Raw genomic sequence first — 15,025 nt, 5'->3', positions numbered from 1 at the left:
GTATAGGGAATTGGGAATTGGTAGTAAATAAAAAATAACAACTCCCCAATAATAACTCACCAATCACAACTAACTACACTGCTGATTTGAGATTAGGTTCTGATTTGCCCAGAAACAAGTTATTACTCCCGTTAAGATCGCGGGAATTGTAGCGATGCCGATCGCCAAAGCAATTGATTTAATTTTTAAGGATATATTGGGCATTTTTTCGGAACTACTCATAATTCATCGATCTCCTACAAAACTGCTTTCAAATCTAAGGCTGCTTCATTCAATTTTTGAGTGCCGACTTTAGTTTGACTGATACCGCAAGCGGTTTGGGCTGCCGCTTGATTGAGGGAGTTCATAGCTTGCACTACCTGTTCGATCGCGATCGCTTGCTGTTTGGCATTCAGCGAAATTTGCTGAGAACTCAAAACCACATTGTTAATGGCATTGGCAACTCCTGCAAATGCCACTGCGGTTTCTGAGGCAATATTCACGCCCGATTCCACAGTTTTAGTTCCTTCGTCTGTCACCATTACCGTTGAGTTAATCGCCCTTTGAATATCAGCCACTAATAGATTAATTTGCGCTCCCGATTTTTTACTGCGATCGGCCAGTTTGCGAATTTCTGACGCCACCACGCCAAACCCCTTGCCGTGTTCCCCCGCCCGCACTGCTTCAACAGCAGCGTTGAGTGCTAACATATTAGTTTGATTGGCCAAATCGCTAACTACAGTTGAGATATTACCAATGTGATCTGTTTGTTCGCTCAACTCTATAATTTGTCCTTGGATATCCTGAACTTTAGTTTTTAGAGTGGCCATTGCTTCTAAAGTTTGTTCTACAGCTTTTGTGCCACCTCCAGCTAAATTCAAAGCTTGCATTGCTTGAACCACGGCTGTTTCTATCTGCTGTGATGTCGCCCTGGAAGATGCTCCCAATTCGTCCATTGTAGTAGTAGTTTCATTTACTGAAGCTGCTTGCTGACTTGCCATGCGTTCCTGTTCTTCCACGGTGGCTGCGATCTCAGTGGAAGAAGTGGCGATCGAGCTAATGGCCCGATCGATAGTTTGTGCAATTCCTGACGAAATCAACCCAGCTATAATAGTACCTAACACCAATAAAAGTACGGAAGCAAATACCACAGCCCAGAGCAAGAAAACTAAAGATTCCTTCGTTTTTGCGGTGGCTTGCTTAATCGCATTGACTTCAATGTCGCGAAATTGCTTATTCACTTCCACAAATTCATTCACAAATTTTGTCTGTTTTCCGGTGTTAAATATAGCCACGGCTTCCGCCCTCTTATTTTGTTGTAAAAAACCCATCATTTCGTTAGAACTCTCATAATATTGGTTGCAGAGTTGTAGCATCTTCTCTAAACGTTCTTTTTGTGCAGGATTTTGGATCATTGACTCAACACTATTAGCCGACTGCCGTGCTAATTCTAAACCTGTTTGAAAATCATTTAAAAAGTCCGTATTTTTATTATTAATTAAATAGCCGCGCAACCCCCGTACCATTTGCTCGGCACCTGCAGACATATTATTTGTGTGTCTGATCACATTTTCGATCCTTTCTACTTCTTGAAAATTACTCAATACCTGATTAGTGGTTGTATAAACTAGCACGGGAAAACCCAAGTATATAGTTGCGGGCGCTACATATGCAAGCAGCATTCTCTTCCTAATATTTAATTTTATTAAGTTAGCAAACATATTTTTCTCCTTAATTTTAGTCCAATATGGCTTGAAAAGCGAGGGGATTTGGTATAGCGTATGTTGAAGGAAGAAGGAAGAAGCTGCTTCGGCTCGCTTCCCTTTGACTAAGCTCAGGGGAGGCGAAGCCGATCGCCATTCGGTTACGATCGGGGCGCGATCGGCAAGTCGCGGTTCCTCTCCTGAGCGTAGTAGAATGGCAAGTTAAAAAGAAGGAAGAAGCAATAAAATCAATGATTTGGGCCCCGAACAACTTCCTCACCGTATTGGCGGTTGCTATATAGCAAGTCTAAATCATTCATGCAGATTGGTAGGGTTAGTGACAAGACTGCCTACCCCGACCCGCTTAAGCACGGGGGGAGTGGACATACCTTAATTTTACAACTCATTTAGACGCACTATATAAGATAAAATCTGCTAGCATCGTCGTGGTAAAGTCGAGTCAAGTGCTCACCATATGTATCTTCCATATATCAGCGCCATTTTCAGCTTTTCGACTCACTGTCAATCGTCCAGTGTCAACCGTGAAACGTCAACAATCATCGCGATCGTGCAACCGGAACTGATATAATTGAGATAACTTGTTGATTCAAACCTCCTCATCAACCACCAGTCCTCCTTTGGTCAGCAGTTTTTGCAAGTTCAGAATAGCCATCATTTTTTCCCCGTAAATAGCTGTCCCCCGGAGATATTCGCGGTTGACAGAATACAGTGCAGTCGGAACAGCCGCAATTTCCGACACATTTAAGTATATAATATCTAATATTTCGTCAACAACTATACCAGTGACAAAATCCCCAACTTCAACAACGATCGCCTTAGAGAGATAATTTGCAGCATCCGACATATTTAAAGACATATTTAAAACACTGCGAATATCAATTAGCGTCACAATTTCTCCCCGTAAATTTATATTTCCCACTATGCGATCGGGAGTGCAAGGAACCGGAGTTACTTGACCAATGTCAGTAAATTCGCGCACTAGCTCTAAAGGAATACCCAAGTATTCGCCATTCAAAGCAAACACTGCCAAAGACATATTAATTGCAGCACCATTTTCCCCCTCGCCTTGCCGCCTTAAATTATTAGCCCGCGATTGAAAAATAGCTTTTTCTTGCGGGGTAGCGTGCGGGCAAAAAACGTCCCGCTTGCTCATAATTTTAGGATTTTCGCCTAACCATTTTCCATTTATTTGCCACTTTAAATTTTTCGTCTCTGCCTCACCTGCTGTTTCTGCACTACCTGCATTGCTGGGAGAAACAGACCAGCTTTCCTCTGACTTTTTGGGAGAATATCTAATTAGGGAATCGAGATTCAGCAGCATGATAATATCGGCTTCGCAGCGGGCCAATCCAGCTACAAAATGATGAGAGGCTTCTGAATTATCTCGCCCGTAAGATAGCTGCGGAGCGATCGCATCTTCTGAGATTTCCTTAACTTCGCGAACTTGATTGACAATTATACCGAGTTGCGATTCTTGCCACTCTAGGACGATCGTACTATCTGTCAGAGAATACTCTTGCCAAACGTATCCAAAACGGAGATTCAGATCCATCACGGGCAGAATTTCGCCCCGAAGGTCGATCGCCCCAACAATATCTTGAGGTGCTTCTGCAATTGCTGTCAACTCCGGCAGAAAGAAAATTTCCCGAACGTAGCAGGCTTCTATACCGCAGAGAAAACCGTTCTGTTCAAAGATAAGATACGGTTTAGTTTCCATATTTTAGTGTACAGTTTCTTTACTGTATAATTTTAACAATTTTTTTTTAACATTCATCAGCACTTGACTAGCTGTCATTTTACCCTGGGAATCTATGGGAGTGTGGGGCGGTAGTGCTTTCAGGATTTCACAAGATGAATTGTACATTTTAAGAGCTCTTTTTACTTGACCTTCTTTATTGTATATATTCCCTAGTTCTATATAAGCCGACACAAAAGATGGGCACATATAAATAGTCCTCTTTAATAAATTCTTGGCGGTTTCCAATTGCCCCTGTTCTTCAGCAATTTGAGCTTGTAAATAATCAGTAAATACTGAACCCGGATCGACTTTTCTAGCTCGATTACAGTATTCTATGGCCTGAGAATAATTGCCGGAATTTGCCTGAACTTGAGCCATCAAATAATAAGCCTCAAAATTATGTCCCTGCAAATCTATTGCCTCTTGTGCCTTGTTGAGCGCCTCAGCATAATTTTTATTCTTAAATGATTTTTTAGCCTCTAAAATTAGCATTTGAGGCGTTTTATTTTGACCATTTTCTGCTATTATTGTCTGTGAGACTGACACTGCCTTGCCCGCCAAGCCGTCCTCCTGAGAGCGCGCTCCCAGGGGATTACTTATTTTTAATACGGGCGGCATTTCTGGAAAATTGCTGTTAGTAGTAACACTAGGTGGCATCGTTTCCCATGTTAGCAACTCACCACTATCATCGCCCACAGGATCTGCTTTCGGGAATTCCCGAAATGCCGAGTTGGCTTCCCCTACCGTCGCAACCCTAGACTCTATTTGACCGCCTTCCTCCGGTACGGCATCCCGACGCTGATACACCACCGACTCCGGGAAAATCTTGGGTTCAAACTCGTTCATAATTTGACCGTAAACTTCAGCGTGACCGGTCATTAAATATCCTCCAGGTCTCAGGGTATTGGAAAATTTTTTCAGTACCAGTGAAATATACTTATGTTCAAAATACACAAAAACATTTCTACACAAAATTAAGTCTATGTTATAAAGATTTTGGTAAATATTAGGAAACTCATCTGTGATTAAATTTACACAGCTAAAGTTGACACTTTGGCGCAATTCTAGATTAATTTCCCAATCATTTTCCCTCTGATGAAAATACTCCTTTTGTATCTGCGGTTCAACCAAGCGAAACGACCAATGACTGTAAACTCCCTGGGGCGCTTTTTTGATTACTTTTTCATTGATATCTGTACCTAAAATTAATATTTTCCATTCTTCCCAATCGGGAATCAACTGTTTTAAAACAATAGCTAAAGAATAAGGTTCTTCACCAGTGGAGCAGCCCGCACTCCAGATTCGCAGTGTCGGCTGCTTTCCCAAGGTCTGGTGCAATTTTCTTTTCTGCTCTATCAATTCAGGAAAAATTACTCTATTTAACAGAGCAAACTGTCCTTTATCTCGCATAAAATAACTTTCAATTGTTGTCAATAGCAATACTAATTCTGTCCATTCGTTTTTACTTTCCAAAGTTTTGGCAGTTAAAAGTTTATAATATTTTTCGGGTTCGGCGATTTTTTTGGCTCTCATCCGAGTCAAAATTTTGTGAGACAAACCCGAACGATCTTGCGACCGAATTCGCAAACCAATCTGAGTAGTAATTAAGTTAATAAATAGCTGAATTATTGAATCATTCATCTCAACTCAGGTAGATTCTTTTAATAATTGGGAAATTGGGAATTTTTACTGAGCTGTTGCTGAGTTTGTGCTGAGCAGAGCTGCTAGCCTGCGGCTCGTCCGTTCGCAAAGCCAAAGGGAGCCGAAGGGAAGTGCGTAGCTGAACTATTGGGAATTGGGGAACTTGTAAGCTCGTGCAGTCGAAGTATTGGTAATTGGAAATTGGGGAATTGGAAATTAGAAATTGGGAATTTAGCCGATCGCCTTAACAAGAACAGTATCACACAACATCATATCAGAAAGTGGTCAGCTACTTAAAGGAAAAAGGCAAAAGGTAAAAGACAGAAGCCAGGAAAAAATTCTCCCTTCTGCCTTCCACCTTCTGCCTTCACAGGCATCAACCTCCCACTTTAAGCTGGATATATCCGCAGGCGGCGATTGGGTTCTTCCCCAAAACTGTGGGATTTCAGGTGATAGTGTTCCACAAGTTCGTGCTGCATTTTGCGGACGTTGGGAGAACGGGGCAGGAGTTCCACCGGCTGTCCCTTGGGAATGACAATTTGCTCTACTGCTAAGCGCGTTTCTTCGAGAGCTTCGAGCTCGTCAGAAGAACCGCTGCGGGCGAATAAAGCGAGGTCTGCCACTTCCGGGGTACCTGGGTCATCCATGTCCAACAGGCGCCGCAAAGCTCTCGCTACGTGGGGAATAGTGGCGGCCTTAATTGTGTGCAGGGGAACTTGGCGAGTTTTGGCCAAGTGCCTCAATTTCGACTGGTTCCGAACGTTCGATCGCAAAGCCAAAACCACGTCAGCACTCTCAATATCCTTCGTCAGCAGCACCGGCAGATTCAGCGTCGAAATCACCTGTTCGAGCTGGTGTCGAGGTATGCCGTAAGGATAAACGTGGAGGGGCAAATCTTCGCCGTTAGGGCCGACATTATGGGAATAGCGTCCGGGGGTGGGTACTGGTTCGACGGACAGGGATTCTTCGAGCAGTTGCTCGAAATACCGAGTCTCAGAAACCGGCGCGCTTTTAGCAGCGAAGTTCTCGCCTGGAGCGGGCATCGGCACCATTTTGCCAGCACTCCGCCACCCAGAGATCGGTGTGACGGGCCGGATTGCCGATACAGCAGCGGGGCCGCCGGAAGCTGGCATCCCCGGAAACCGGGCGGGCGGAGCGGCTGAGTCGCGCTCGATAATTACTTCTCCTCTGTCGCTGACACTTCTGATTTGCTGGCTCGGTTCGCGTCCCCGCAGCAGAGTGTCGATCGAATCTGCAACTCGCTCGTGTATTACCCAGCGCTGGCGTTCCAGCATTTCGACGGCTATTTCAAAAGTTGGCGGTGATTTGCGCTCCAAAACCGTCTTTTGAGAACCGCGCCGTCTTGCTTCGTCATCTCCCAGCGTCACCGCTTGGATGCCCCCAATTAAATCGGCCAGAGTCGGGTTTTTCATCAAGTTTTCGAGCCGGTTCCCGTGGGCTGTACCGACCAACTGCACGCCCCTTTCGGCGATCGTCCGAGCCGCCAAAGCTTCGAGCTCCGTGCCGATTTCGTCAATCACGATCACTTCCGGCATATGGTTTTCCACTGCTTCGATCATGACTTGGTGCTGGAGTTCGGGGCGGGAAACTTGCATTCTGCGAGCTCTGCCGATCGCTGGGTGTGGGATATCTCCATCTCCGGCAATTTCGTTGGAGGTGTCGATGATTACCACCCGTTTTTCCAAGTCATCGGCGAGCACGCGGGCAATTTCGCGCAGGGCCGTGGTTTTGCCAACACCGGGGCGGCCGAGCATCAAAATTGACTGACCGGTTTCCACCAAATCGCGGATAATGCCGATCGTCCCGAACACAGCGCGGCCCACCCTCAAAGTCAAGCCGATAATCTCGCCGCTGCGGTTGCGAAGGGCGCTAATTCGGTGCAGGGTTTGCTCGATACCGGCTCGGTTGTCGCCGCCGAAGTGGCCGACTCGCTCGATGCAATAGTTGATGTGTGCCTTGGAAACCGGCGTTTGGGAAAGAGGTTCGGCCAAGGATGGAAAACGAGCTTCTGGTTGGCGGCCCAAATCCATGACAATCTCAATGAGATTGTTGCGCTGCGGGTGCTGCTCTAAGGGCTGCCGGATCTCATCTGGCACGATGTCTAATAATCTGTTGAGGTCGTCTGTAATCTGCATTCGCCTCGATGTGTTCGGTGACGTGTTCAACTTTTTAGTCAGTTGTCAGTTGCCAGTTGTCAGTTGTCAGTTGCCAGTTGTTTTTTACTTGTAATATCAAATCCGATTACATCCGAACGCTCTCTCAGTGCGAGCGTCCCGCTCGCGAGCGGGACGCTCGCACTCGGAAAATTATGATTCTGATGAAAGCGGAAGCGATATAACCACTAACTACTGACTAATGACTAATGACTACTGACTAAAATTCTTTGAGCTGGGAAACTAGAGAACAAGCTAAACTCACGGCCTGTGAGAGAAGTTCTGGGACGGCTTCGAGCTGAGGTAGCCGAGATGTTTGAACTTCGGCTGCTGGCCGCGCGACTGCCACCGGAACGGCATAGGCTCGATCGGTCTGCATTGTTTCTAATTGTTCTAAAACTGGCGATAGCAAAACCCTGGCATAGCTGCCGTAAGCTACACCTGCAATGTATGGGACAGGGGGAACTGACAAATTTTTCCCGGCATCCTTCATCAGTCCCTCGGCTCTCAGCTTGCTGACAGTGTGAGCATTAGTGCCGCCTGCAAGTTGCACGTATCCCGGCAACTGGGCAGCCAAAACTTTTTGACCGAGTTTGACCGCGGCTCTAGTAGTTCCTGTTCCGATATCTCCGCTCATTGGCCTACCGTCCGTTTGCCAAATTAGGGGACAAGGAAGGGGGGAAATTATTTGATAGAGTGTCCGCAAATAATCAATCAAACCGTCTCCATCGGGGCAACTAATTGCTATTACCTTGAGTTGAGCGACCCAGGGAGCTATGCTCGACCAAAGTCGCGCAAAATCTGCCTCTCTGCCTACTTGCGTGTGGATTTCTAGGGCATCCGCACCGGATTGCAAGATTAAAGGTGCGATCGCGGCGGGAGCAGACACGTAAGAACGAGTATAAATCAGTTGGCTCGGACAAATCGGCAGACAGCGACCGCAGCCATAGCATTGCTGGTCTATCACCCCGGAAAAACCACTGCCAGCACTCTGAAAAACTATTGCTTCGGCTGGACATATTTTTTCGCACGGCCGCCAGCAGTCCGCCGGACAATCGGCTGGGTTGAATTCGGCTTTGCGAAAATGCGGGTCTTCCCCATCGTTTAAACTCACCATCAGCAACGGCAACCCTTTGCCGCCAAGCCTGCGGTGTTGAGTTCTTGCCTGTAAGTCGCTGGCCACTTGTAGGGCTTCTTTCGCTGCGGCGACGGCGGCGGGATCTGCCGCGACATCGATACAGTCAGCGCCTGCTAGGGTGTAAGCCAAGGTGAGATTCCGTACAGCCGGTAGGTGCTGAAAGCTCGCCCCACAGATCAGCTTGAACCAATGGCCATCTTTTAATGAGTTTAGGGGATGATAATGTTCTGTCACCCTTATATGTTAATCCTTTCAGCTAAAAATTACGAGGCAAAAATTTGTACTGAGTTTTCCGACTCAGCCAGATACAAGTATCAAAACGCTACCGATAGGAGTGGGACTTGGGGGGTCAGCCCTAGATGTGGAGTATCGAGCATGACTTTTTTGGCAATCTAATTTTTTTAAGAGTTTTTGTTACGGGTACGATTTTTAATTTTTGGCTGAGGTTTTAATTGCAGGCAGACTTATAATAATATCATTTGTTAGCGGTGGGTGCAAGAGAAAAACCGACTATTATTGCAGGATTGAGAGTTTTGGACTCGGAAAACTCGATTCGGAGCCATCTAGCGCTAACCAAAGCACCTGCGCGTATTGAGCGCACTCAAACCAAGGCAGAATGAAAGTTAAATAGCCGATCGCCACTGCTGATAAATCGGTATTTAGCGACACGATCGCGCATTTCAAGCAATATCCCCACAAAGCAACAGCAGCGATTAGTCCCAGAATGCCTGTAGAAATAGCAGTATCTAAAATCCAATTGTGAGCTTTATAACTCGGTATTTTTTCAGTGCGAACCTGTCCGTTTGGGGCCATATAATCATAAGAAAACTGACCTAAATTCACAATTTCAGGAACCTTATTGGGAGTGGCGACGAAAGGATATGCGATGCCAAATCCGTTAAAACCCCAGCCAAAGAGAGGTCGTTTTTGAATCCCGCGCACAGCAATTTCCCACAAAGGCGATCGGCTGGACATTACTTGTGCAACAGATACTCGATTCCAGTCCAGAGGTTAGCGTAAAAGTCATCGCACTAATGGCCACAAAGCCGATCGCAAGAGCGGGAATTAATTGTTTGTAATATTGCCGTCCCAATAAGTAAAATATTGCTATTATTAAAGATAAAACTGCTGTGCGAGTGTTGGTAAATAGCAAAGCGGGGAGAATGAGAAATAAAGCGAGAGTGGCAGTGCGATCGCTAATTAATTTCCGCTTCCAAGCTACCGCACAAATAACGGCTGTCAGAGCCAATACTATAGCTGCGTGGCCGCGGTGCGAGAAAAGTGCGATCGGCTGCTGTCCCCGAAAAATCGTGCTAGCCAAAACATCATGTGCGATCGACTGACCGTTCGTTGCTGTATAATCAATTTGCCAGTTGAAAACTTGCGGAAAAACGCTAATAGCTACAACCGCACCTCCTATCAGCAAACCCCGTATTTGACAGCCAAACAATTCTGGATGCAGTTTTAACAGCAGCCTATTGGTGAGGCTAAAAATAGAAATTAACAGCCAGTACAGCCAGCCGTCTCCCATTTGGTCTTGTCCCCAAAAAGAACGCTCCGGGAAAGGACTGTTGAGGGTAGAAATCGCTCCCACCGTCAAAAAAAATCCCCACAAAATCAGGCAGACTTTCCACGACCGGGAAAAAGTTAAAAGTTTCCTTTCTTCCCATAAAAATGATAAATTTGAAAGCACAATCAGCAGGACAACAAAAACTTTAGGCTGCGTCCAAATTTCGCCGCGGCTGCCTCCCCAAGGGTTGATGAGAATGAGACTGAAAGCATATAGCAAAGTGTAAAGATTTTTCATCTGAAATATAGTTGTGTAATTGCGAGCTTTGTGTCAGTGCCAGCGAATCGAAGCAATCGCAGCATCTTCAGTTCATTCGATAGTGATTCCTGTAGGGGCGGGTTCACCAACAATATCTGCTAATAATTGACAATCTCAAAAACCCGCCCCGGTCTGGATATTAGGCTCATTCGATAGTGATTCCTGTAGGGGCGGGTTCACCAACAATACCTGCTAATAATTGACAATCTCAAAAACCCGCCCCGGTCTGGATATTAGGGTCTAGAAAAATTATCCAGCCTGCCGCTTTTTTCGCAAAATATGCCGCATCCCAGCGAACCATAACAGCATTCCCTTAGCCGCCAAAATACTTCCAGGTTCCGGTACAGCTTCCGCATCAATTGGCTTGGAAATTTGCCGCATCTTGAAACTTCCTTCCCGTTCCTGAAAAGCTAATTGAATTGGAAATGCTGTTTCTGCTGTCTCACCAAATAATGAATCAATCCCAGTAATTCTAAACTTGTCTACTGGATAACCCAACAAAGAAACAAAGTCTAATTTATCTCCCGGACTGAAATTACCGAGGATCGAATCTCCTACTGCAACAGTAAATTCCTGGTCATCGCCCACAGGAAAATCGAGAATTTCAGTAAATAAAGTGTCTTCAAGAGATTGGAATTCAAAGCCGTAAGTAGTTGGAGGGTCAAACCAGCGACAGCCGGGAACTTTGTTGAAAACTTGCCAGCCATTTTGGATAGAATTGGGAAGGATGGGGTTTTGCTGTGTGAGGCCGCGCATTTCTTTTCCGAAGCCGCCGCCGCCGCTAGCTGCAGAGCTAAAATCTGGCGAGTCTTGTGGGTCGTAAACATCAACAAAAAGCTCGTAATTGCCTGTGTCTTGACCGCGAGCACCTCCACCAGCAGCACCGACATTGAGGTTGATATTGCCACTGCTGCCCACAGTACCAGTTAGTGCGGAGGCAAAGCCATTTCCTACACGGCTACTGTCGTCGTCAAATCCTAGCTGAAAACCTGAGTCATTGTCAGTGCTTAAGAATGTGTTGGGGTTGCAGCGATTTGAGGGGAGGTCGTTGTTTGTCCAGGCTATATATTTTGAACCAGGAGTAAGGTCAGAAAGGTTAAAACGGTCTACTTCAAAACCGGAGGCGAGGCTGTCGGAGAACTTTTTAGTGGTTTTAGGGGGAGTAAATATGCTTTTCCAACCCCATGAGATACCATCATATATCGTGACTTCATTGGGTTTATTAAGGGGATCTTTTATCTCAGCCAAGTAAAGTTCTGCATCCCAAACTTTGTTATTATAGATATCATCTCGAACAGGGTAATCACGAAAAAGAATTGTTTGATTTGGATATCTTACGGTTTGACCATAGGTATCGTAAAAAGGGTTAAATGTTTGCTTTTGCGGGTTTTGAGGGTCTAAAAAACTTAGTTGTGTCTGCTCTATTACAGTGTCAATTTTGTTATCGGGAGTTCCGTAAGGTTGCTTAATGACTCCTTGAAGGGTAGATATATAGGCATGATTATTAACTACCCTTTGAATAAAATGAACATTAGTGCCTACTGGATCTTGACCAACGACCGGGTTGTAAAGAACTTGTATTTCTGCTCCCACATTGGGTGTAACAAAAGGAATGTACACCCCAATATCAAACCGACCTTTTAAAGATTCTACTGATGGCGCTTTGTTAAATGTCCAACCGTTTTGCGCCCAAACGGATGAGGTCAGCATGTTAAAAAAAGCATCCGTTCCGCCCACTGGTAGTTGCGACACAGTAGTTGTATAAGTAGTTACGGTGCCAATACCTTGCTGGGTATAAGATATTGAAGAACAATAAACAGAGCTTTGGGTACAGAGAGAATCTGGTCTTTGCGATGGCATTGTGAAAGAAAAAGCGAAACAGGCCCTACCTGTTAGCACAAACAGTAAAGGGGACGTTAATAAAACTATCCGGTATTGATGTAATCGCCTTCTTAACAACTCCTTAACAGGGTAGGTATCGAATAAAAATCTCTCTTGATATGAAATCGATATGAAATTGTGTCTCAATTGCTATTTATGTGCCAGGGTAAACTAGGTGAACCTTGACAAATGGCGTTGTTGCTTCACCTGTCCAAATCTCTCGTATTAGGTGTTCTTCATCTTTTTTAGGGTCATAGCACGGTCTTACTGATCGGGAACTGATATATCTGAATCTAATTTGATAATCACCCGGCTTTATGTTGTCAAAATACCACGACCCCCCCAATCCGTCAGAGCCTCCGATTAGCAGACTATTGTTCTGCCAAAAAACTTTGGTGTCCGGGAAAAAAGTTGCGTGTTCTCCTGGTTGAATTAAGGGACAAGCGAGTTGCGGAGAGTTTAGGAGTCTATCTCTACCTCCTTTGCTTTGTAATACTTTACCATCGGCTTCCACTATTTCTAAGGGAATTACAAGCAGGGGATCGAAAAAAGGTAAGCGAATAGGAGAAGGCGAGTTGTTTGTAATCCGAGTACCGAGCTGAATCAAGGTATTTACATCGGGTCGATTCTCAGGGATTAACCATACTCTATTTGAAACCAAAATTTCAAAGCGGATGCCATTAATTTCAACTGAATTCTTGTTAGTCGCTTCTGCAGATGTCAAGTTATATCCCTTGTCACTTTCCACCTCTTCGATCGCCATAACTTCTCTAGGCACATGACTCAATGCCACTAAGCCAGAAATAATTAAAACCAATAAAAATAGGGAAAAGTGCTTCATCACATCAAACTGCCTTGCTTTCTGAAAGTGATTTATTAACTATAAGACTATATATTAGGACTGCTCCATCAAAGTTGAAACGGTAAAAATACTGATTTTTTTAGATGATAGTTTCCTGACCCTCTCCAATAAAACCAGTAAATTGCACTCTCATATTAATTTGAAAACCGCATATTTACTGATAATGCGTTCCGATCGATTAATTTAATAAATAGCACCTATTAAACTTGTTTATGCTTCCGCCAAATATGTCGCATCGTACCAAACCACAGCAGCATTCTCTGCTTCCGCCAAGATACTTCCTTCGGTACAGCTTCCGCATCAATTTACTAGGTGTAAGTCCACAAAAGGCATAGCTATCCAACCAGTCCAGACTTTTTCTAATACCTGTTCTTTGATGTTAGTTGCTCTTTGTGCGCCAATGTGGTATCTAAGTCCAAGATGATATGTACCGGGCTTGAGGTCATAAAAATAATAGAAGCCTCCAGCTTGGTATCGATGTTAGAACCCCGACTTCTCTAAGAAGTCGGGGTTCTGGGTGTTCTGTTTTTTTAGATTGGTTTGCTGATTACTTGCTCAGCCGCTTGTAAACCGTAGCCAAAGCATGGCTATCCCCCACATTTCCCGGAAACAAAACAACTGGTAAATTGGGAAACAGAGGATGATTAGCCTCGGTTTTCACCACCGAACAACCTGCGATAATTTGACCGATTTGCCTGACACTTTTCAGCGACAAACCTGTACTCAAAACATCATTAGAAGTAATGCCGCCCTTGCTAATCAAAAACCCGATATCTGCAGGCAGTCCCCGCACGATATCCATCAATAAAGCAGAAACCGCCTCTCCAAATTTTAACCTAATTTCTGCATTTTCAAATTCGAGTTCCTTGCGGCTGGTATAAATTACAGGCGTTTTACCATCGGCATGAGAATTGCGGGCTTTTTCGAGAATTTCATCGAGCATTTGGGTGCGATACTCTGGTGAATCTTCTAACAAGTGAGATACATCTATTTCAATGCTAACTATATTGGGTTCTTTTAACAAGCGCTCCAATTGTTCAGTAGTTTTCTTAACGTGGGAACCAACTATGACTGCACCGGGTTTGCCGCCCCTGACGTATTTTGCCATTTCGTCGGCTGCTACTGGCTGCGGGCCGAGGTCAGCTAAGGATGTTAAAATACTCGCCGCGCTGCGGAATAAAAACTTTTTGCCTTGACTGACTGCATTGAGAATGTGTTTGGCAAATGTGTCTAAATCGCCTTGGCTTTGGCCGTCAACAACCGCACATTGGTTGTCTGTCATATCCATCAGTCGATCTAAACTTCCGTAGCGAATGTCTCCGAGTAAAATGCGATCGACTGCATCAGCGGGGATGCGACCTTTGGTTTTTTCTTCTACATAGTCTGGCAGGTAACTGTGACTGTAGCCGAAGACTGAATCTTTGGCAAATTCGGTTTGGTGTACTGGTGTCGGGACACTGTTAACTATTAGGTAGTGTACGCTGTGGCGGGTAATTCTCCCTCCTTCAAAAAAGGCGGGAATTAGAAAATGGGCGTCGAAGGGGCCGAGTTCTTCGGCGATCGCGTCGGTTTCGATGGGATAGTGGCCGCGCAGGGTAGAATCGGAACGGCTAACTATTAGGAAGTCTTCGATTTTTTCGCTGGCGATCGCCCTTTTTAGATTTTGGCACACTTCGCGGGTGACGGAGGCTGCTTTTTCGGGAGTTAGCGATCGAGTATTTGTCAGTATGAAGAAAATCGGGCACTTGTCCCGCAGCCCCAAACGCAGGGTGTCTTCGTCCCAACGTGTCAGCAGCAAGCAACTGTGCACGGTTTGAGAACCTGTCGGATCGTCGTCGAGAACTATAATCTTGGGTTTGGCAGAAGACATACTGACCTGGTTGTTAACGTCACCTTTCCAAGATATCCTTACCTGTTACGTAACAGGTAAAACTTTACAATAATTATGATATTTTTTTCACAATTCTCCTAATTCATAATTTTAAAAATGTCTTTGAGTTCGAGTGGAACAGGCATCCTGCCTGTTGCGGTTCAGTAAGCTGCATAGTGCTACTGGGTAA

The 15,025-nt window shown here is 45.1% G+C and carries 10 protein-coding genes; all 10 read right to left on the bottom strand.

All coding sequences use genetic code 11. The annotated features are described in order from the left end of the window. Positions 1-236: 236 nt before the first annotated feature. On the bottom strand, positions 237-1,661 hold the full coding sequence (locus tag QT992_RS06945; protein WP_333314751.1) for a methyl-accepting chemotaxis protein: 1,425 nt from the start codon (positions 1,659-1,661) through the stop codon (positions 237-239). Positions 1,662-2,289: 628 nt separating this feature from the next. Beyond that, the gene (locus QT992_RS06940; RefSeq protein ID WP_333336448.1) at positions 2,290-3,420 is read right to left on the bottom strand and encodes a chemotaxis protein CheW; all 1,131 of its coding nucleotides are present in this window, start codon (positions 3,418-3,420) and stop codon (positions 2,290-2,292) included. A gap of 3 nt (positions 3,421-3,423) precedes the next feature. After that, positions 3,424-5,082 (bottom strand): CheR family methyltransferase, encoded by a 1,659-nt coding sequence (locus QT992_RS06935; RefSeq protein ID WP_333336446.1) that lies wholly within the window; start codon positions 5,080-5,082, stop codon positions 3,424-3,426. Positions 5,083-5,471: 389 nt separating this feature from the next. Next, a complete protein-coding gene (locus QT992_RS06930; protein WP_333336444.1) occupies positions 5,472-7,238 on the bottom strand; it encodes a R3H domain-containing nucleic acid-binding protein in 1,767 nt (588 codons plus the stop codon). A 238-nt stretch (positions 7,239-7,476) separates the two neighbouring features. Beyond that, positions 7,477-8,628 (bottom strand): circadian clock protein LdpA, encoded by a 1,152-nt coding sequence (gene ldpA / locus QT992_RS06925; protein ID WP_333336442.1) that lies wholly within the window; start codon positions 8,626-8,628, stop codon positions 7,477-7,479. A 279-nt stretch (positions 8,629-8,907) separates the two neighbouring features. Further along, positions 8,908-9,336 (bottom strand): hypothetical protein, encoded by a 429-nt coding sequence (locus QT992_RS06920; RefSeq protein WP_333336441.1) that lies wholly within the window; start codon positions 9,334-9,336, stop codon positions 8,908-8,910. Beyond that, positions 9,293-10,201, bottom strand: a complete 909-nt coding sequence (locus tag QT992_RS06915; protein ID WP_333336439.1) for a hypothetical protein — start codon at positions 10,199-10,201, stop codon at positions 9,293-9,295. The genes QT992_RS06920 and QT992_RS06915 overlap by 44 nt, the downstream gene beginning before the upstream one ends. 270 nt (positions 10,202-10,471) lie before the next feature. Further along, positions 10,472-11,932 carry a hypothetical protein gene (locus QT992_RS06910; RefSeq protein ID WP_333336436.1) on the bottom strand — a complete coding sequence of 487 codons (1,461 nt, stop codon included), beginning with the start codon at positions 11,930-11,932 and terminating at the stop codon, positions 10,472-10,474. Between the two features lie 325 nt (positions 11,933-12,257). Then, positions 12,258-12,944: a hypothetical protein gene (locus QT992_RS06905; protein ID WP_333314730.1), complete on the bottom strand. Its 687-nt coding sequence runs from the start codon at positions 12,942-12,944 to the stop codon at positions 12,258-12,260. Positions 12,945-13,512: 568 nt separating this feature from the next. Continuing rightward, positions 13,513-14,835, bottom strand: a complete 1,323-nt coding sequence (locus QT992_RS06900) for a four-carbon acid sugar kinase family protein (protein WP_333336434.1) — start codon at positions 14,833-14,835, stop codon at positions 13,513-13,515. Positions 14,836-15,025: the final 190 nt, after the last annotated feature.

It is taken from the genome of Microcoleus sp. T3_D1 (genome assembly GCF_036700405.1).
Taxonomy (GTDB): domain Bacteria; phylum Cyanobacteriota; class Cyanobacteriia; order Cyanobacteriales; family Microcoleaceae; genus Microcoleus.
The sequence above is the reverse complement of the archived record's forward strand: the minus strand, read 5'-3'. Positions and strand labels throughout refer to the sequence as shown.